Origin of the sequence: Kitasatospora sp. NPDC056181 (assembly GCF_042266225.1) — a bacterium.
In the GTDB taxonomy this organism is placed as follows: Bacteria; Actinomycetota; Actinomycetes; order Streptomycetales; family Streptomycetaceae; genus Kitasatospora.
Genome location: NZ_JBHJUK010000021.1, coordinates 49,696 through 69,164 on the forward strand (window position 1 = coordinate 49,696; position 19,469 = coordinate 69,164).

The 19,469-nt window shown below is 75.6% G+C and carries 15 protein-coding genes; 7 read left to right on the top strand and 8 right to left on the bottom strand.

The annotated features are described in order from the left end of the window. Positions 1-34: 34 nt before the first annotated feature. Positions 35-1,192: a serine hydrolase domain-containing protein gene (locus ACFC1F_RS11590; RefSeq protein WP_376157361.1), complete on the bottom strand. Its 1,158-nt coding sequence runs from the start codon at positions 1,190-1,192 to the stop codon at positions 35-37. 148 nt (positions 1,193-1,340) lie between these two features. Here ACFC1F_RS11590 and ACFC1F_RS11595 point away from each other — a divergent pair, with 148 nt between their 5' ends. Both ACFC1F_RS11595 and ACFC1F_RS11600 read left to right on the top strand, forming a co-directional pair. Beyond that, entirely contained in the window at positions 1,341-2,573 is a 1,233-nt protein-coding gene (locus ACFC1F_RS11595; protein ID WP_376157363.1) for a sensor histidine kinase, read from the top strand. After that, positions 2,570-3,352, top strand: coding sequence for a response regulator transcription factor (locus ACFC1F_RS11600; RefSeq protein WP_376157365.1), 783 nt, complete (start codon positions 2,570-2,572; stop codon positions 3,350-3,352). Before ACFC1F_RS11595 ends, ACFC1F_RS11600 begins: the two co-directional genes overlap by 4 nt. Positions 3,353-3,442: 90 nt before the next feature. On the opposite strand, the gene ACFC1F_RS11605 is transcribed toward ACFC1F_RS11600, so the two are convergent. Together ACFC1F_RS11605 and ACFC1F_RS11610 are read right to left on the bottom strand one after the other, a co-directional pair. After that, on the bottom strand, positions 3,443-4,270 hold the full coding sequence (locus ACFC1F_RS11605; protein WP_376157367.1) for an alpha/beta fold hydrolase: 828 nt from the start codon (positions 4,268-4,270) through the stop codon (positions 3,443-3,445). Positions 4,271-4,420: 150 nt separating this feature from the next. Continuing rightward, complete coding sequence (locus tag ACFC1F_RS11610; RefSeq protein ID WP_376157369.1) at positions 4,421-5,632, bottom strand: PucR family transcriptional regulator; 1,212 nt, start codon at positions 5,630-5,632, stop codon at positions 4,421-4,423. Between the two features lie 207 nt (positions 5,633-5,839). On the opposite strand from ACFC1F_RS11610, the gene ACFC1F_RS11615 reads away from it, so the two are divergent. Then, positions 5,840-7,579: an aldehyde dehydrogenase family protein gene (locus tag ACFC1F_RS11615; protein ID WP_376157371.1), complete on the top strand. Its 1,740-nt coding sequence runs from the start codon at positions 5,840-5,842 to the stop codon at positions 7,577-7,579. A gap of 10 nt (positions 7,580-7,589) precedes the next feature. Here ACFC1F_RS11615 and ACFC1F_RS11620 read toward each other — a convergent pair whose 3' ends face one another. After that, positions 7,590-10,046 (bottom strand): SpoIIE family protein phosphatase, encoded by a 2,457-nt coding sequence (locus tag ACFC1F_RS11620; protein ID WP_376157373.1) that lies wholly within the window; start codon positions 10,044-10,046, stop codon positions 7,590-7,592. 271 nt (positions 10,047-10,317) lie between these two features. Here ACFC1F_RS11620 and ACFC1F_RS11625 point away from each other — a divergent pair, with 271 nt between their 5' ends. Beyond that, a complete protein-coding gene (locus ACFC1F_RS11625) occupies positions 10,318-11,244 on the top strand; it encodes a diiron oxygenase (protein WP_376157374.1) in 927 nt (308 codons plus the stop codon). Between the two features lie 55 nt (positions 11,245-11,299). Then, the gene (locus ACFC1F_RS11630; RefSeq protein ID WP_376157376.1) at positions 11,300-12,907 is read left to right on the top strand and encodes an FAD-dependent oxidoreductase; all 1,608 of its coding nucleotides are present in this window, start codon (positions 11,300-11,302) and stop codon (positions 12,905-12,907) included. Positions 12,908-12,971: 64 nt separating this feature from the next. Here the strand turns inward: ACFC1F_RS11630 and ACFC1F_RS11635 are convergent, their stop codons facing one another. Beyond that, positions 12,972-13,724, bottom strand: a complete 753-nt coding sequence (locus ACFC1F_RS11635; RefSeq protein WP_376157377.1) for an SDR family NAD(P)-dependent oxidoreductase — start codon at positions 13,722-13,724, stop codon at positions 12,972-12,974. A gap of 491 nt (positions 13,725-14,215) precedes the next feature. Then, the gene (locus ACFC1F_RS11640; protein WP_376157378.1) at positions 14,216-15,349 is read right to left on the bottom strand and encodes a PucR family transcriptional regulator; all 1,134 of its coding nucleotides are present in this window, start codon (positions 15,347-15,349) and stop codon (positions 14,216-14,218) included. Positions 15,350-15,548: 199 nt separating this feature from the next. Between ACFC1F_RS11640 and ACFC1F_RS11645 the strand changes: the two genes are divergently transcribed. After that, positions 15,549-16,112 carry a DUF4291 domain-containing protein gene (locus ACFC1F_RS11645; RefSeq protein WP_307853037.1) on the top strand — a complete coding sequence of 188 codons (564 nt, stop codon included), beginning with the start codon at positions 15,549-15,551 and terminating at the stop codon, positions 16,110-16,112. A 56-nt stretch (positions 16,113-16,168) separates the two neighbouring features. On the opposite strand, the gene ACFC1F_RS11650 is transcribed toward ACFC1F_RS11645, so the two are convergent. Then, positions 16,169-17,113, bottom strand: coding sequence for a GNAT family N-acetyltransferase (locus ACFC1F_RS11650; protein WP_376157379.1), 945 nt, complete (start codon positions 17,111-17,113; stop codon positions 16,169-16,171). A 246-nt stretch (positions 17,114-17,359) separates the two neighbouring features. On the opposite strand from ACFC1F_RS11650, the gene ACFC1F_RS11655 reads away from it, so the two are divergent. Next, entirely contained in the window at positions 17,360-18,190 is an 831-nt protein-coding gene (locus ACFC1F_RS11655; RefSeq protein ID WP_376157381.1) for a hypothetical protein, read from the top strand. On the opposite strand, the gene ACFC1F_RS11660 is transcribed toward ACFC1F_RS11655, so the two are convergent. Continuing rightward, positions 18,178-19,458: an MFS transporter gene (locus tag ACFC1F_RS11660; RefSeq protein WP_376157383.1), complete on the bottom strand. Its 1,281-nt coding sequence runs from the start codon at positions 19,456-19,458 to the stop codon at positions 18,178-18,180. The two genes, ACFC1F_RS11655 and ACFC1F_RS11660, sit on opposite strands and share 13 nt — an antisense overlap. Positions 19,459-19,469: the final 11 nt, after the last annotated feature.

A 19,469-nucleotide genomic window follows, 5' to 3' on the forward strand; every position in this document is an offset into this window, starting at 1 on the left:
CGTCCGCTCCAGCGGCCCTCGTACGGCGCGTGGTTCAGCGGCAGAGGGCCGTGTCCACGACCTTCTCCAGGTGCTTGGTGACCGCGTAGTCGTCGGGGATGCTGGTCACCGCGATGTTGGCGGCGCGGCCGTCGTCGGTGGCCCCGCCCCGGGTCTCGTAGCCCGGGATGTCGCCGCCGTGGCCCCAGTAGACGCCGCCGCACGACAACGGCCTGCTCATGATCCCCAGCCCGTAGCCGGCGCCGCTGTCCCCGACGGGGACGGTGGTGCGCATCTGGGCGAGCTGGGCGGCCGGGAGGAGCTCACCGGCCAGGAGTGCGCTGAAGAACCGGTTGAGGTCGGAGGTGGTGGAGATCATCTGACCGGCGGCCCAGCCCGCGGAGGGGTCGATCTCGGTGTAGTCGCGCAGCGGGGCGCCCGCCGAGTCCTTCTGGTAGCCCTTGGGGTGGGCCTCCCGGATGGTCATGTCACCGGCGGCGGGGAAGTAGGTGTGCCGCAGCCCGATGCGCTGGACGATGCGCCGGTCCACCTCCTCGGCGAGCGGCCGGCCGGTGACCTTCTGGGCGATCAGGCCGGCCACCACGTAGTTCGTGCTGCTGTAGGCCCAACCCTTCCCGGGGGCGAAGACGGCCTTCTGCCGGAACGCGATGTCGAGGAGGTCGCGGGGTTCGAAGTACCGGTGCTGTCGGATGTCCTCGTCGACGAGGCTCTCGTAGTCGGGAAGTCCGGCGGTGTGCTGGAGGAGCTCGCGGACGGTGATGTTCCGCCCGTCGATCCCCTCCCCCCGGACGATGCCGGGCAGGTAGGTGTCGACCGTGGCGTCGAGGTCGACCTTCCCCTCACCGACCAGCTGCAGCACGACGACCGCGGTGAACGTCTTGGTGTTGCTGCCGATCCGCACCTGGCCGTCCCGGGGCACCTTGGAGCCGGTGGCCAGATCGCCCACCCCCGCGGTGTAGGTGCGGGTCCGGCCTTCGTGGTCCTGGACGCTCGCCAGCGTGGCGGGCAGGCCGTCGTCGTGCACCAGCGCGGTCAGGCCCTGCTGGACGGTGTCCGGCCTGGAGGCGGCGGACGCGGCGGGCGGCGCCAGGGCGCCCGCCGTCATGACGGCGACGGCCACCGCTGCCGCCGCCGCCACGACGCGTCGCCGGCCGGCCCGCCGCCACGGGGAACCAAAGGTCTGCTCGCTCATGGGTCAACTCCTGGGAATCGTCGGGAACTCACTGCTCCGCCGAGATCCTGACGGCTGGGGACCCGGGCGCACATCGCGGAAAGGCGGGAGAAACCGCTCCCTCGATCGGGGGAGGACGCCCGTGACCTGCACGGCCATACTGGCGATCATGATCAGGGGAATCCGGCCGCTGCTGCGCGGCTCCACGTACACGGGTGTGCTGTTCGCCTACTGCGGCGCACTGGCGAGCCTTCCGCTGCTGCCCTTCGCACTCGTGCCGGCGCTGATGTGGCGGTCCGGTCCGGAGATGGCGCAGCTCGTCCTCGTCCTGCTGGTCTGGGCGGCACTGACCGCTGCGGTCGGGCTGGCCCGCACCACGCGGCGGGTGCTGGTCGTGTCCGCCCGCCGGCTGCTGCGGGTGCCGCTGCCGGCCCCGGCGGCGGCCGCGGCGGCCCGGGCCGACCGCTGGCGGACCCCCCTCTGGCTGCTGCTGCACGTGGCGCTGGGGTGGACCGGGGCGCTGCTGGGCGGCCTGCTGTTCTCCCTGGGCCTGAGCCTCCCGGGGGGCTGGCTCCGTGGCGAGGTGCGGCTGAGCCTGTTCGGCCGGTCGGTGCGGGTGGAGGGCGGCTGGCAGAGCTGGGTCATGGCGCTCGGGTGCCTGCTGATGGCGGCGGCGGTCTGCGTGGGGGTGGCGAGCGCCCTGCGGTGGCTGGCACCGCGGCTTCTCGGGCCGTCGGCGGCCGAACGGCTCGCGCTGGCGGCCGAGCGGGAACTGCTGCTGGCCGAACGCAACCGGCTGGCCCACGAGTTGCACGACTCGATCGGGCACACGCTGACGGCGGCCACGATCCAGGCCGCGGTGGCGGGCGAGGTGCTCTCCGCCGACCCCGCGGCGGCGCGGGCCGCCATGCGCAGCATCGAGGAGTCGGCCCGGGCCGCGCTGGAGGACCTGGACTACGTGCTGGGCGTCCTGCGCGAGGAGGAGGCGGGGACGGCCCCGGCCCGGACCCTGGCCGACCTGCCCGAGCTGCTGGACCGGCTGCGACACGCGGGCGCGGTGGTGGAGCCGGAGCTGTCGGGCGAGTTGGCCCAGGTGCAGGGGACGCTCTCGCGGGCGGCGTACCGGATCCTCCAGGAGGGGCTGACCAACGCGCTGCGGCACGGGGCGGGCGGCCCGATCGAGGTCCGGGTGGCGGCCGGGTCGGACGGCCTGGAACTCGGTGTGGTCAACCGGACCGGTGCGGGGGCGGGCGCGGGCCGGGGGGCGTTCCCGACGTCCGGGCACGGTCTGACCGGGCTGGCCGAGCGGGTGCGGCTGCTGCACGGTGAGATCGAGGTCGGCCCGGACGGCCCGCAGCGGTGGCGGCTGGCGGTTCGGCTGCCGGTGCGGTTGTCGGCATGACGGGCCCTGACGCCGGTCCTGACACGGGCGCTGACGCGGGCACTGACGCGGGCCCGGACGTCGGCCGGGACGCGGGCCCTGCCGGCACCCCCGGCACGCCCGGCACGCCCGGCACCTCCGGCACCCCCGTCACGCTCCTGATCGCCGACGACGACGAGGTGACCCGCAGCGGTCTGCGCCTGCTGCTCGCGGCACAGCCGGGGATCGCGGTGGTCGGGGAGGCCGCCGACGGTGTCGAGGCGGTCGAGCAGGCGCTGCGGCTGCGGCCGGACGTGGTCCTGATGGATGTCCGGATGCCGCGGTGCAACGGGATCGAGGCCACCCGGCAGCTGCTCGCCGGGACGGCCGAACCGCCGAAGGTCGTGGTGATCACCACCTTCGAGAACGACGGCTACGTCACCGCCGCGCTCAGCGCGGGGGCCAGCGGGTTCGTGCTCAAGCGGCGGCCGGTCCGGGAGGTCGCGGAGGCGGTGCGGGTGGCGGCGGCCGGGGAGGCGATCCTCTTCCCGGCGGCGCTGCGCCGGATGGTCTCCGCCCGCCCGCTGGACTCCGCCGAGGCCCTGCCGAAGGCCGCACTGACCGTCCGGGAGGAGGAGGTGCTGCGGCTGATGGCCACCGGCCAGTCCAACCCGGAGATCGCGGACTCGCTCACGGTGAGCCTGGAGACGGTGAAGACGCACGTCGGGAACGTGCTGTCCAAGCTCGGCGCGCAGAACCGGACCCACGCGGTGGTGATCGCGTACGAGTCCGGCCTGGTGGTGCCGGGGATCGCCGGCTGACGGACGAACGGACGGCCGGCCGGCCCCAGGGGCGTGTCCGGGCGCCGGTGCGCCGCGGGAGACGCCGCCCGAGGCGGCCAGTCAGGGCCCTCAGTTCAGGAACGCCGCCGTGGTGGCGACGAAGCGGTCGGCGTCGTCCACCCAGGGGTTGTGGCCCGCGCCCGGCTGCTCGGCGTACTCGGCGTCGGGGAACAGTGCGGCGACCTCGGCCATCGCCGGCGGCGGGCTGTTGAGGTCGAACTCCCCGGCCAGCACCAGTGCCGCGCCCTTCCAACCGGCGAGCGCCGCACGGGTGGCCTCCGGGTCGAAGGCGCCGTCGGCCCCGAAACCGCCGGCCGCCGCCGGGTTGTCCGGCGTCGTCGTCGCATGGTGCTGCTGCGCCGCGGCGTCCCAACGGCCGTAGGCGAAGGGGGCGATGGCCTCCCAGTCGCTGCCGGTGCCCGCGACGATCGCACCGAGTGCGGCGGAGGCGGCCGGGAACCAGGGCTCGCCCGCCCGCCGCCGGGCGACGTCCTGCCGCATCTCCCCGGTGACGTCGACGCCGACCGCCCGCGTGCTGGGCGTGATCAGGGCGAGCCGGCCCACGCGCTCCGGGTGCCGGGCCACGTACTGGACGGCCAGGTTGGCGCCCGCGCAGTGGGCGAGCAGGTCGAAGCGTGCGAGCCCCAGGTGCGCGCGCAGCGCCTCGACGTCGTCGACCATGCGGTCGCAGCGGTAGGACGAGGCGTCGGCCGGGACGGCGGAACGGCCGGTGCCGCGCGGGTCCAGCACGATCAGCCGGCGGTGCGCGGAGAGGCCGCCGAGCTCGCCGAGGTAGGCGGAGTCCGTGGGGCCGCCGGGGAGGCAGACGAGCGGCTCGCCGTCCCCGTGGACACGGTAGGAGAGCAGGGTGCCGTCGGGCGCGGGGAAGGTGGGCATGGTGTTGATCATGTCAGCGGCCCGGTCGGCCGGACAACCGACTTGCGCACCGGACAACCGCCCGGGGCCCGGGTGGACCTCGGCCGCCCGGGGCACGGCGGGACCTCGACCGCATGGGGAGCCGGAGGACTTCAACCGCCCGGGTGGACCTCAGCCGCGCGGCTCCGCGGGGGAGGCGGCGGAAAGGTCCGGGAACGACCGTGCCGCGCCGAGGCGGTGGGCGCGGAGCGCCGCGTAGAGCTCGGCGGCGTCGACCGGGCGGGTGGGGGTGCGGCCGGTGAGCTCGGCGATCCTCGACAGGCGGTAGAGGACGGTGTTGCGGTGGCAGTGCAGGCGGCGGGCGGCCTCGGCGGTGGAGCCGTCGGCGGCGAACCAGGCGTCGAGGGTGGCGAGCAGGGCGCCGCCGCCGTCCTCGCCGGCGAGCAGGGGACCGAGGACGTCGGCGCCGAGTTCGGCGGCGGACGCGGGATGGGCGGCGAGCAGGGCGTCGATCGGCGCGGTGCCGTGGCAGTGCACGCCGGTGCCGGACCGGGGCACGCACTCCAGGGCGATCCGGGCCTGCCGCAGGGCCTCCGGCGCACCGGCCGGGGAGGTGAACGGGCGGCTGACGCCGACCCTGGCGGCGGCCAGGCCGAGGACGCGGAGGGTGGCCGCGGTGTCCGACTCGCCGGTCTGGGCGAGCAGGCCGAGCCGTTCGCCCAGCTCGGTGGTCCACACGGACGGCACGTGCAGGGCTGCCAGCCGGGTGGCGACGCCGGGCAGCGGGTCCGCGCCGTCCGGGCCGAGTTCGCCGACGACCACGCGGTACGACGCGCGGTCCGGCAGGCCCAGGGCGCGCGGAAGGCCGGTGGCGTGCGACGTGCCCTCGAAGACGCCGAGCAGCATGATCCGGCGGGCCGCCTCCTCCTGGCGCTCCCGGTCGTCGGCCACCTGGCGGTAGGCCTCGGTCGCGGCGGTGGAGAAGCGGTCCAGCACGGCCCAGAAGCGCGAGGACCGCTGCAGCAGCGCGGTGGCCTGGGCACCGGTGGTGGCGCGGGCGATGGCCCACTCCCAGATCTCCAGTCCGCCCAGCCGGAAGGCGTGCAGCAGCGCCGGCAGCGGCACGCCGTGCTCGGCCTTGACCCGGCCGGTCCAGCGGGCGGTCTCGTCACCGCCGTCCGGACCGCCGGACTCCGCGCGCAGCACGGCCTCGATGTTGGCGCGGACGAGGGTGCGGAGCAGGTCCGGCGGCAGCCGGTTCTCGACGTAACCGGCCTCGTCCGCGGCGATCTTGCGGACGGTCTCGTCGGTGAGAGCCTCGACCGAGGCGAGGATCTCGGCGAACACGTCGTCGAGCTGTGCGGTGTCTCGCAGGGCGCCCATGCGGTCACCGTACCCGCCGCCGGCGCCGGCTCAACTGTGCCGCCGCACAGTACGGCTCGGGACAACGCGGGGCGCCCGCCCATGGCGCCGCGGGCCGGGCCTGCGCCATCGTGGCACCGTCGCGGGACTCTTGTGCCCGCACCCAGGCCCGCCCGGCGGGCAGCACGGCGCCCGCCCGCGCGGGCGGACGCGAACGAGGGAGCCAACATGACCGTCGCCACCCCCGCCGGCAGCGCCCCGGCCGAGCCCGGCGCGAGGCCCGAACTGGACGCGCTGCTCGCCGAGTTGGCCGACGGCGAGCGCCGGTGGGCGGCGACCCCGCTCACCGGGCGGGTCGCCCTGCTGGGCCGCGTCCACGCCGCCGTCGCCGCCGAGGCACAGGCCTGGGTGCGGACGGCGAGCCGGATCAAGCTGCTGGCGGACGACTCCCCGCTGACCGGGGAGGAGTGGATGTCCGGCCCGTACGCCCTGCTGACCTCCCTCGACGCGCTCGCCCGCTCGCTGCGGGCGGTCGCCGCGGGCCGCAGCCCGCTGGACGGCGCGCGGTTCGGCCGGGCGCCCGGCGGGCGGGTGACCGTTCCCGTCCTGCCGCTCACCGCCCACGACCGGCTGCTGCTGAACGGCTTCACCGCCGAGGTGTGGATGCCGCCCGGCACGGACGCGGAGACGGTACGCCGCCGGGCCGGCCTCGGCGCGCTCGACCCGCAGCGGACCGGCGGCGTCGGCCTCGTGCTCGGCGCCGGCAACATCACCTCCATCGCGCCGCTGGACGTGCTGTACGAGCTGATCGCCCACAACCGCGTCGTCCTGCTGAAGCTCAACCCCGTCCTCGGCGACCTGGAGCCCGTCTACCGGCGCGCGCTCGCCCCGCTGATCGAGTACGGCGTGCTGCGCATCGTCTCCGGCGGCGGGGACGTCGGCGGCTACCTCGCCCACCACCCCGGCGTCGCGCACGTCCACATCACCGGCAGCCTCGCCACCCACGACGTGGTGGCCTTCGGGCCGGGGGAGGAGGGCAGGGCGCGCAAGGCCACCGGGACGCCGCTCCTCACCAAGCCGATGACCAGCGAGCTCGGCGGCGTCTCCCCGGTCATCGTGGTCCCCGGCGAGTGGAGCGAGGCCGACCTGCGTTACCAGGCCGAGCACATCGCCACCCAGCGCCTGCACAACAGCGGCCACAACTGCATCGCCACGCAGCTGGTGCTGCTCGGCGAGGACTGGCCGCAGCGCGAGACCTTCCTCCGGCTGCTCCGCACGGCGCTGGAGCGGCTCCCGGCACGGCCCGCCTGGTACCCGGGCAGCGCCCAGCGGCTGGCCGACGCGGCGGCGAGCCACCCGGGCGCCGAGTGGCAGGGCGCCGAGGGCTCCCGGCTGCTGGTCGACCTCGGCGACGGCCGGGACGCGGCGACGCTGGAGACCACCGAGTACTTCGCGCCGGTCCTCGGCGTGCTCACCCTGCCCGGGACGGGCGCCGACTTCCTCGACCGGGCGGTCGAGACCGCCAACCGCGATCTGGTCGGCACCCTCGGCGCCAACATCCTGGTCGACCCGGCCACGCTCCGGCGCCTCGGCCCCGCCTTCGACGACGCGCTCGCCGCGCTGCGGTACGGCACGATCGCCGTCAACGCCTGGACGGCGCTCGGCTTCCTCACCGCGACCGCCCCGTGGGGCGCCTACCCCGGACACACGGTGGACGACGCGCAGAGCGGGATCGGCGTCGTCCACAACGCGCTGCTGATCGACGGGCCAGAGCGGACGGTCGTCCGGGGACCGTTCCGGCCGTTCCCGCGGTCGGTGGCGGGTGGCGAGTGGGCGCTCTTCCCGAAGCCGCCGTGGTTCGTCACGGCCCGCAGTGCGGCGCTGACCGGCCGGCGGCTCACCCGGTTCGCGGCGCGGCCCTCGTGGACGCGGATGCCGGGCGTCTTCGCGGCGGCCTTCCGGGCCTGACCGCCGGGGGCTACCGGGGCTGCCGTTCCTGGGGCCGGGACTGCGGCTCCTGGGGCTGGGGCTGGGACTGCGGCAGTTCCTGTTCGGCCCAGATGGTCTTTCCGTGGCGGGTGTAGCGGCTGCCCCAGCGGTCGGTGAGCTGGGCGACCAGGTAGAGGCCGCGGCCGCCCTCGTCGGTGAGGTGGGCGCGGCGCATCCTGGGCTGGGTCGCGCTGGGGTCGGAGACCTCGCAGGTCAGGCGCTCGGCGAGGATCAGCCGGACCTCGACGGGGCCGCCCGCGTAGCGGATCGCGTTGGTGACCAGCTCGCTGAGTACCAGCTCGGTGGTGAAGACCAGGTCCTCCAGCCCCCAGGCGCGCAGCTGCTCCGCCGTGCGCTCGCGGACGAGGGCGACGGCGGCGGGGTCGGGCTCCACCGGCCAGACGGCGGTGGCTTCGGGTGGCACCGCGCGGGTGCGGGCCAGCAGCAGGGTGACGTCGTCGCCGCGCAGGTCCGCGGGACGGCCGGCGACGAGGGTCCGGCCGAGTTCGGGCAGCGGCGTGGTGGTGACGCCGGGCAGGGCGAGCCGGCGGCGGAGCTCGGCCATGCCCTCGTCGAGGTCGCCGCCGAGGCCGTGGATCAGGCCGTCGGTGTAGAGCGCCAGGATGCTGCCGGGGGCCAGTTCGACCTCCGTCACCTCGAACGGCAGGCCGCCGACGCCCAGCGGCGGGCCCGGCTGCACGGGCACGTACTCGACGGTGCCGTCCGGGGCGGCGACGGCGGGCGGCGGGTGGCCGGCGGAGGCGATCGCGCACCGCCGGGACACCGGGTCGTAGACCGCGTACACGCAGGTCGCGCCGGAGGCGACAGCGCGGCGCAGAGCGGGCCACCCCTCGTCCTCCGGGCGCCCGTCCGCCCGGCCGTCCGCCCCGCCGTTCGCCCGGTCTCCGGGTTGGCCACCGGGCTCGTCGGCCTCGACCAGCAGCCGGGACACCAGGTCGTCGAGGTGGACGAGCAGCTCGTCCGGCTCCAGGTCCAGGTCGGCGAGGGTGCGGACGGCGGTGCGAAGGCGCCCCATGGTGGCGCTGGCCTCCAGCCCGTGCCCGACGACGTCCCCGGTGACCAGCGCGACCCGGGCGGAGGAGAGCGGGATCACGTCGAACCAGTCGCCGCCGACGCCGGTGGCGGTGTCGGTCGGCAGGTAGACGCTGGAGGCGCTGACGGCGGCGGTCTCCGCCTGCGACGGCGGCAGGAGGCTGCGCTGCAGCCCGACGGCGGCCCGGCGCTCGCGGGTGTAGCGGCGCGCGTTGTCCAGGGCGAGGGCGGCGCGGGCGGCGATCTCGCGCAGCAGGTCCAGGTCGGCCGGCTCGTACGGCGGGCGGCCGGGTGCCCGCCGGACGGTCACCCGGCCGAGCAGGGCCCCGCGGGCCCGGAGCGGGGCGGTCATCGCGGAGGGGGAGAGGGCGGTGGGGGCGGCGGTGGCGGACTCGGTGACGGGGATCGCGGCGGCGTCGGTGGCGGCGTCGGCCGTGGGCGAGCCGGTCCCGGGCCCCGCGGCGACGGCGGTTCGGCGCAGCCAGAGGCGGCCGTCCCGGTCGGGGACCGGCTCCTCGCCGGTGAACACCGCCTCGGCGACCTCGACCACCGCCAGGTCGGCCAGCCCGGGCGCGAGGACGGCGGCGAGCTCCTCGGCGGTGCCGGTGACGGAGAGCGAGCCGCCGACGGCCGCGGTGGCCCGGTGCAGCACGGCCAGGCGTTCGCCCGAGCGGTGGAGTTCGGTGACGTCGGTGAAGAGCGCGGTGACGCCGATCGCGTGCCCGTCGGGGGCCTGCAGCCGGAACGCGGAGACCGCCATCACCGCACCGGTGCCCGGATTCTCGATCGTCCGGACGAGCTCCTCGGTCAGCACCAGCGGCCGGCCGGTCTCCAGCACCTCGTGGAGGTGGCGTTCGACCGTCGCCGCGTCGTCGGGCTGGAGGAAGTCGCCGAGGCGGTGGCCGTTCAGGTTCGGCGGGAGGCCGGTGTAGGGGAGCAGGTGGGTGTTGGTCCTGATCAGCCGCAGCCGCTCGTCGAAGACGGCGAGGCCGACGCGGTCCTGGAGGAACAGCTCCCGGGTGAACGCCTGGTCCTGGCGCCACTGGGCGACCAGGCCGGCGGGGGCGGCGAGGACGAAGTAGCGGGAGGCGGGGGCGGGGGCGCCCTCTCCGCCGTCCGCGAGCGGCAGCACCTGGAAGACGATCCCCAGCTCCTCGCCCCGCCCCGAGCGCACCACGGCCCGGCCGGACCAGGCGTCCGGCGTCCGCTCGGCCAGCAGGGCGGGCCAGGTGGCCGGATCGGCGAGCAGCTCCCGGACGCGTCGGCCGCAGGCCTGGTCGGCGCGCAGGGAGAGCAGCTGCTCGGCCTCCGGCGTCCAGCGGATGATCCTGCCGTCCGCGTCGAGCAGGGCCCCGGCCGCGGTGTCGACGAAGGGGAACCGCCGGCTGTCCATGTGCGCACCTCGGATGTGTTCTCGCCACGTCGGCCGTCGACCGGCCGCTCACGTCCGCCTCCGCCATCATCCCTCGGCCGCCAGGACTCGGCCGGGCAGGGGCACGCGCGGATGCGTGACGAGCGGGGTGCGTGGTGCGGGGGCGGGGGCGGGGGCGGGCGCGTACCGGCGGATGCGCGGGGGCTTCTCGCTCCGGGGCTCTTATTGTACTCTCCGTCTAATAAGCGGGATCGGCGGGAAGCCCGCACAGGGCATGCACCTGGAGGCAGTCATGACCCGGACCGGCGCGACCGGCGCGGCGGCAGGAATCCACGGCCACACCGAGGCCGACGACGACGTCTCGAAGCGGCTGCTCGACTCGGCCGCGACCCTCTCCTACGACCCGGCGACCGAGATCGACTGGGACGCCCCGCTCCCCGCGGGCGACTACGGCCTCAACCCCGAGTGGAGCACCCTCTACGGCACCCGGCTCTGGGACGAGATGACCGAGGAGCAGCGGGTCACCCTGACCCGGCACGAGGTCTGCTCGATCATGACCACCGGCATCTGGTTCGAGATGATCCTCCAGCAGATGGTGCTGCGCGACCAGTACCTCAAGAACCCGGCCGGCGCCGAGTTCCGCTTCGCCCTCACCGAGATCGCCGACGAGTGCCGGCACTCGATCATGTTCGCCCGCGCCTGCGAGAAGATGGGCGTCCCCCAGTACCGGCCGAACCCGGTGATCGCCCAGGCCGGCCGCCTCTTCAAGGCCACCGCCCGGGGCGAACTCGCCTACGGCGGCATCCTGGTCGCCGAGGAGGTGCTCGACGTCATGCAGCGCGACTGGATGCGCGGCGGGAACGTCCTCGACATCGTCCGCGGCACCTCCCGGATCCACGTGGTCGAGGAGTCCCGGCACATGAAGTTCGCCCGCCAGCAGATCCGCGAGCGGATGCGCGGGGCCTCGCCCGCGCGCCGGCGGGCCGCCGCGACGGGGATCGCCGCCGGGGCCTACGTCATCGTCAGCAGCATGGTGCACCCCGGCGTCTACACGGCCGCCGGGCTCGACCGCGAGCGGGCCGTCGCCGAGGTGCGCGCCAACGAGCACCGCAAGGCGATGATGCGCACCAGCTCGCGCCACCTGATGGCCTTCCTCGCCGAGTGCGGCCTGCTCACCAAGGCCTCCGCGGCGGTCTACCGCCGCGTCCACATGCTCTGACCCCCCCCGCCGTACCGGACCCCCGACCCCCACGCAGCGAGGACCACTCCCGGCCATGGCCTATGCGATCACCCAGACCTGCTGCAACGACGCCTCCTGCGTCTCCGTCTGCCCGGTCAACTGCATCCACCCCACCCCCGGGGAACCGGACTTCGGCAGCACCGACATGCTGTACATCGACCCGGCCGCCTGCATCGACTGCGGCGCCTGCGCCGACGCCTGCCCGGTCGACGCCGTCCGCCCCGTCGACCGGCTCACCGGGCCCGACACCGTCTTCGGCGACCTCAACCGCGACTACTACCGCGACCACCCCAACGACCACGCCTGGGGAGCGCCGGCCTTCCCCCGCAGCCTGCCGGGCGGCCTCGGCACGCCGCGCATCGCCATCGTCGGCACCGGCCCCTCCGCGGGCTACACCGCCCAGTCGCTGCTGCGCACCACCGGCGCCGAGATCACCATGATCGACCGCCTGCCGGTCGCCGGCGGACTGCTCCGGCACGGCGTCGCCCCCGACCACCAGGCCACCAAGCGGATCGCCGAGAGCTTCGCGTCCGTCTTCCACCACCCGCGCCTGACCGTCCACCTCAACGTCGAGATCGGCCGCGACCTCACCCATGCCGAACTCGCCGCCCACCACCACGCGGTGATCTACGCCGTCGGTGCCGCCGCCGACCGCCGGCTCGGCCTGCCCGGTGAGGACCTCCCCGGCAGCCTGCCCGCCACCACCCTCGTCGGCTGGTACAACGCCGACCCCACCGTGCCCGCCGACGCCGTCGACCTCACCACCGAACGCGTCGTCGTCATCGGCAACGGCAACGTCGCCGTCGACGTCGCCCGGATCCTGCTCCTCGACCCCGGGCGGCTCGCCGCCACCGACATCGCCGACCACGCCCTCGCCGCCCTGCGCGGCAGCCGGGTGCGCGAGGTCGTGCTGCTCGCCCGTCGCGGGCCGGAGGACGCCGCCTGGACGCGGCCCGAGTTCCTCGCCCTGAAGCACCTGCCCGGCGTCGACCTCGTCGTCGAGGACCACCCGGACGTCCGGGCCGCCGTCGACGCCGCCGCACCCGGCTCCAAGGCCGCGCTGCTCGCGGGACTCCCGAGGGAGACCGTCGACACCGCGCGGCCGCCGCGCCCCGGCCGGCGGATCGTGCTGCGCTTCCTCACCACGCCCACCGCGCTGGCCGGCGACGACCGCGTGACGGGCGTCGAGGCGGGCGGCACGGTGATCGAGGCCGGCCTGGTCGTGCGGTCCATCGGCTACCGCGGCGTGCCCGTGCCGGGCCTCCCCTTCGACGAGGGCGCCGCCGCCCTCCCGAGCCGTGACGGCCGCGTCCTCGACCCGGCCACCGGCCGGCCGCTGCCCGGCACCTACGTCGTCGGCTGGGCCAAGCGCGGCCCCTCCGGCGGCATCGGCGCCAACCGGGCCTGTGCCCAGCAGACCGTCGACGCCTTCCTCGACGACGCCGTCGCCGGCGCCCTCCCCGAGCCGGCCGGCACCGCCCGGGACTTCGCCCGCCTCGTCCGCACCCGCCGCCCGGACTCGCTCGGGCTCAAGCAGCTCCGCGCCATCGACCGCACCGAGCGCACCCTCGGCGAGGCCGCCGGCCGCCCCCGCGTCAAGTTCGCCACCGTGCCCGAGCTGCTGGCCGCGGCACGCCGCTGACCTGCCGGGCGTCCCGGCGGACCGGTGTCCCGGCGGAGCGGTGTCCCGGCGGAGCGGCGCGTTCTCAACGGCCCAGGACCGCGCCGCCGTTGAGGCCGATGATCTGGCCGGTCAGGTAGCCCGCGCGGGGCGAGGCCAGGTAGGAGACGGCGGCGGCGACGTCCTCGGGGGTGCCTGCGCGGCCGACCAGGGTGGCGGCGACCTTGCCGGCGTGGAACTCCTCGCTCCAGTCGGCGCCGAAGATCTCGGTGTCCGCGACGTAGCCCGGCGCGAGGACGTTGACGGTGATCCCGTCCGGCCCGAACTGGCGGGCCAGGCCGAACGCCCAGCCGTGCAGGGCGGCCTTGGCGGCCGCGTACGAGCCGGCCGAGTGGGGGCCGGCGCCGCCGCGCTGGGCGGCCGCGGAGCTGATCAGGATCAGCCGGCCGCCGGGGCGCCGGAGGTGGCCGGCCAGTGCGGTGGTGAGCAGGACGGCGGTGAGCAGGTTGGTGTCCAGGTCGCGCCGCCAGGCCTCGGCGAGCGCCGCCAGGCCGGCGTCGGCGGGCGGGGTGATCACCGCGCCCGCGTTGTTGACGAGCACGTCCACCGGCCCCAGTGCCGCGATCTCCCCGGCGGCCCGCTCCACCTCGGCGGCCACGGTCAGGTCGGCCGCGACCGGCACCACGCCCGCACCGATCGCGGCGGCCGTCTGCGCCAGTACCTCGGCCCGCCGGCCGAGGATCGCCACCCGGTAGCCCTCCCCGGCGAGTTCGGCGGCGATCGCCCGCCCGATCCCCGTCCCGCCCCCGGACACCACCGCGGTCCGCTGCCGTTCCATCGCGCCCCCTCGAAGAGTTCTCCCTCCGGCGATGCTACCGAGCGGTAACCAAGCGTGCGGGGGCGGGCCGAGGTCCGGGGCGGGCCCCGCCGCCGGCCCCGTTTCCGTGGTGGCCGGCGTGGTGCCCCCGGGCGCCCCCGGTCGCGACGCCGATGTGGGGATCGGCGCCGTGACCCCTCCGGGACCAGGCCCCCGCGGCCGACGCCGTGACCCCCGTGCAGGGCGTCGGCCCCGACACCACCGGGCAGGTCCGGCAGCCGGTACCCGGTGACCACCCTCGGCGCGCAGGAGGGGACGCCGCCGGAGAGCCCGGCGCGGCCTCGACGATCCCCCGTCGGGCCACGCCCCCCTGCCTGCTCCCGCGGCGCCCCCTCCGGCGCGCCACGGTGATCGTGACAGCCCGGAGCCGGTTCGCACATTGCCAGGATCCGGCAGTCTTGACGCCTTCTTGACAGCCTGGAACACGCAGCGACGCCGGTGCGGGCCGCCGGTCAGAGCGCCTCTTCGGGCCAGTTCAGCAGCCGCGCGCCCATCGCGGCGGTCTCCAGGGTGTAGCGGTGCAGCGCGTCCGCCGGGTCGTAGCCGGTCAGCGCACGGATCCGCTCCAGCCGGTAGCCGAGCGTCCGCACGCTCAGGCCCAGCCGGCGGGCCGCCTCCGCGTTCACGTACCCGGTCTCGGCCTGCACCGCGATGGTGTCCAGCAGCGGCCGGGCGCCGCCCCGGGCCGCGGTCAGCGGGCCCAGTACGTTGCGCACCAGGTCGGCCATGGCCTCCCGGTCGCGCATCAGCACCGGGAAGACCAGCAGCTCCTCCGCCTTCAACCGCCGTGCGGGCAGCGCCAGCCGCTCCGCGTAGTCCAGCGCGCCCAGCGCCTCCTCGTAGCTGTGCACCACGCCGCCCGCGCCCGAGTGCCGGCGGCCGGTCGCCACCCGCAGCACCGGCTGGTAGCCCCGGCCCGGACGCAACGCCAGGTCCGCGAAGGCCTCCAGCACCGCGCGGTCGCAGTCGGGCGCGATGCAGACCAGCCGGCCGTCCTTGGTCGCCAGCAGCACGTCCCGGTCGCCGAACCGGCCCACCAGCTCACGCTCCACCCGGTGCACCAGCGGGTGGACGTCCGCGTAGGGCACGTCGCCGACCGCCACCGCGACGGAGTACCCGCCGGCCAGCCGCAGCCCGAACCGCTCGGCGTGCTCGGCGAGCAGGCCGAGGTCGCTGCGCCCGTACAGCAGGTCGTCGATGAACTCCCGCCGCGCCGCCTCCTCCTGGCGCACGGCCGACCGCTGCGCCCGCTCGTGCCCCTCGCCCAGCGCGGCGAGCGCCGCCTCGGTCGCGGCGAGCACGGCGTCACCGGTGCGGCGCAGGTCGGCGACGGTCACGGCGGCGGTGATCCCGGGCAGCGTGCGCCAGGCCTGCCGGGTGGCGGCCAGGCAGTGCGCGGCCATCCGCTGCAGCCCGTGGCCGGTCTCCGCCCCGCGCTCGCCGAGTGCCCTCAGGCTCTCCAACTCGCTGCGGCGGAGCAGTCGTCCGGTCCGGGAGACGTCGACGAGCAGGTCGAGGTAGCACTGGCCCAGCTCGGCGGGTACGTCGGGTGAGCCGGAGATGTCCTGATCGATTCCAGCCGTCATGCCGTTCTGCTCCGCCCCCGAAACAACCCGCCGTGCGGGTTCCGGGGCCGAATTTTACCGGACCCCTGACGGCCCGCACGGGGCGGCCACCCGCCCTGCGCCGGGCCTTGGGCCGCTCGCCGTCGCCGGGGGCCGGCTCCGGGGCCGCGGCGGAAAAACCGTTCGCCCCGGGCGGTGTCCGGCGGGCAGGGTGGCCCCCGTGCAGCAGCCGAGCCTCCGTGAGATCCGTGCCGACCACGACGCCTCCACCATCGTCGTGTACCAGGCGTACGCCCCGGCCGTGGCCGGTCCGGCGGTGGCGGCGGGCCGCTTCGTGCCGCCGTTCTCCTTCGGGCGGATGACGTGGATCAAGCCGTCCTTCCGCTGGCTCATGCACCGCAGCAACTGGGCGCAGAAACCGGGCCAGGAGCGCGTCCTCGCCGTCCGGATCACCCGTGCGGGTTGGGAGGAGGCGCTCTCCCGCGCCGTGCCGACCACCGCCGACCCGGCCGCCCTCGCCCGCGCCGAGGTGCACGTGCAGTGGGACCCCGAGCGGTCCCTGCGCGGCGCCGCGCTGAACCACTACAGCATCCAGATCGGCGTCGGCCGCTCGCTGATCCGCGCCTACGCCGAGGAGTGGATCACCGGGATCACCGACCTCACCCCGCAGGTCCGCAAGATCGCCGCCCTGGTGCAGAACGGCCAGGCCGCCAAGGCCCAGCGACTCCTCCCGCCGGAGCGGCCCTACCCGCTGCCGGCGGAGCTGGCCCGACGGCTCACCTGAGGGCTGTCCGGGGCACCTGAGGGCTGTCTGTCCTGGGCACCTGACGGCTGTCCGGCTCACCCGTCCGAGGCGGGGGCGAGGGCCTTGCCGTAGACGGACGAGCTGCGCCGCACCGTCATCCCCACCCGCTGGTACAGCGACAGCGCGCCCGTCTCCGAGTGCGTCCACAGCGTGCACGCCTGCCGCCCGTGCCGGTGGAACGCGTGGAAGGCCTCCTGCAGCAGCGTCCGGGCGATCCCCCGGTTGCGGTGGTCCCGCCGCACCGCGACCCGCTCGACGTAGCCCTCGCCGGTGTGCGGCAGGTCCAGCGACAGCACCGCGCCGACCATCTCGCCGCCCGCGAACGCCACCGGCGAGAGCGCGGGAGCGAAGGTGTCCCGCTCGACGGTGTGCAGCGCCCACTCCTCGTACGGCTTGCGCCGCTGCTGCCACTCGTCGAACGCGTCCTCGGTCAGCTGGTACGCGGCGCGCTCGTCCCCGGGCCGGAACGGCCGCACGGTGACCCCGTCCGGCGGGGCGGGCACCCCGTCCGCGGCGGGCAGCGCGATCTCCAGCAGCCACTCGGTGACGAAGGGCTCGTACCCGCGCGAGCGCAGCAGCCCGGCGGCCGCCCGGTCGCCGTCCGGCAGGGTCTGCGAGAGCCGCTCGCCGCCCGCCTCCCGGGCCCGCGCCTCGGCCCAGTCGAGCAGCGCGGCGCCCAACCCCCCACCGCGATGGGCCGGGTGGACGTCCACCTTGCTCCGGCGTCCGTGCACCCACGCGCGCCCGACGACCAGGCCCGCCGCGTCCTCGACCAGCAGGGTGTCGCGCGCCGGGTCCAGCCCGGGCAGTTCGAGGTCGGCGGCCACGGCGTCGAGGCCGCCCTCGGGCGCGCTCTCGAGGCCGCCGGGCAGCTCCCGCGCCCGCGCGGTGATCAGCCGATGGATGGCCGGGGCATCGGACGCAGTCGCCGACCGCGTCCGGTACCGGGCCGGGAGGGAGGGCAGAGAGGGACGAGGCATGACGCGACTCTGCGCCACCGGGGTCCGCGCCGTCCACCGGATTGCCCGGGTCGGTCGCACCGAACCGAGGGCGGTGGCCCACCGTAGGCGTCGTCACGGTCCGTTGCCGCACGCCGCGTTCCCCGCGTGGCGGCGTAAATTATAAGGAGGTAAACGAACAAGTGGAGGGATGAGACGATGGCTGCCAGGTCAACCCACGTCACTCTCCGGAATTTAGCCGGGACACTGAACCTCAGGCGTACGGACGTGTCACTCCCCGGTGGTGAATTCACCGTCCGGCCGCCGATCCTCATCGGGGACAGGGGGGAATGGGAATCCGAGTCGGACGGGGTCGGCACCGGGACCGAGGGGCGGGTCACCTACCAGATCGAGGACGTCGACGGCGTCCGCAAGGGCGAGGTCCGCTTCCACTGGGACAACCCCTTCCTCGGCTCGAACTCCTACGACGAGAGCGTGGCGCCCGCTGCGACCAGCGCGGTCAGCGGCGGCTTCTCGGTGGTGCACATCGGCGGCAGCGGCAACAACGCGAACGTGGAGGTGCAACTGCTCGGCGGATTCTGCACGGCCAACCAGGACACCGGCGAGGTGTTCTGCGCCACGGGCGACCAGGTGGTGAGCGGCACCGAGCGGTTTGCCGCGATCTTCGAACAGTCCCAGGGCGCGTCGTTCCACGCGGTCCACAATCTGGCCGCCGACCAGTACCAGCAGATCTTCGACACCCTTGTCGGGCAGGGCTTCCGCCCGGTATGGGTGAGCGGGTACACCGTCGACGGCGGTGACCGCTACGCGGCGGTCTTCGAGCAGCGTGAGGGGCCGCCGTTCTCTGCTCATCACCGGTTGACGGCGGATCAGTACCAGCAGACGTTCGACGATCGGGTGGGGCAGGGTTTCCGGCCTGTCCACGTGTGTGGTTACACGTTTGATGGTGCTGATCATTATGCGGCGATTTTCGAGCAGCGTGAGGGGCCGCCGTTCTCCGCTCATCACCGGTTGACGGCGGACCAGTACCAGCAGACCTTCGACGACCGGGTGGCCCAGGGCTTCCGGCCCGTCGTGGTCAGCGGCTACTCGCTCTGACCGCCGCCGGCATCCGGGCCCGAAGGAGGCCGCGAACGGACGGCCGCGCCCGCCGGGACGGAGAGCCGACGGGGCGTGGAGCCTGCGCGAGAAGTCGAACCGGCCGACTTCTCGTGCAGCGGCACCACCGCCGCCGCCACCAGCGGGAACGCCACCACCACCGCGTACGCCCAGCCGTACCCCGCCGCGCCGATCAGCGCGCCCACGGCCGGGGCGACGCACGCCGCGACCGCGTTCTGCACGGTGGTGTGCACCCCCAGCGCCCGGCCCGCCCAGGCCGGACCGGCGTACTCGGCCACGGCCGTGAACGACAGCCCGTTGGTGGACACCGTCACCACGCCCGCTGCCATCAACGCGGCCACCGCCACCGCCGAGCCGCTGAACGCGCCCGCCGCGAGCACCGCCAGCACTCCGGACGCCGTCCACGCCAGCCGGCGCATCGGCCCGACCCGGCTGCCCGCCACGTCCGACCAGCGCCCGGCCGCCAGCCGCGCGCCCGCCCCCGCCACCTGCACGCACGCCAGCAGCGGCCCGGCCGTCGACGGTGACCAGCCGCGTTCGTCCACCAGGAAGACCAGGGCGAACACCGACACCGTGAACTGCGGCACCACCAGCAGCGTCGCGGCCCCGTGCAGCCGCCACAGCACCGGTGTCCGGTAGGGGTTCCCGGCCTGCCCGCCCGCCTCACCGCCACCCGGCCGGGCCGGATCGCGCACCGCGACGGCCACCAGCAGCGCCGCCCCCACGCTGAGCCCGCCCAGCACCGCCAGCGCCGTGGCCCGTCCGTGCGCCGCGAGCGGCGGCAGCAGCAGCGCCGCCACCGCGACCCCCAGCGGCAGCGACGTCTGACGCAGGCCCATCGCCAGCCCGCGCTCCCGCGCGGGGAACCAGCCCAGGATCAGCCGCCCGCTCGACGCGTGCGCCGAGGCTCCGGCCGCGCCCGCCAGCAGGAAGCACGCCCCGAGCCCGGCCGTCCCGCGCACCGCCGTCGCCGCCAGCAGCACCAGCCCGCCGAGCCCCAGCCCGGACGCCAGCACCCAGCGCTCGCCCCACCGGTCCGCCGCCGCCCCCCACGCGGTGAGCGTCAGCACCAGGCCGGCCGTCGGGCAGGCGGCCAGCAGTCCGGCCCCGCTCAGCGAGAGCCCCTCGTCGAGCAACGCCGGGATCAGGTAGGGCAGTCCGAACTGGAACGCGCACCCGGAGGTCATCGCGAACATCCCGACGGCGAGCACGAGCCAGCGCCGGCGGTCACCTCGTTCGTGGTCCATGCCCGGCAGCT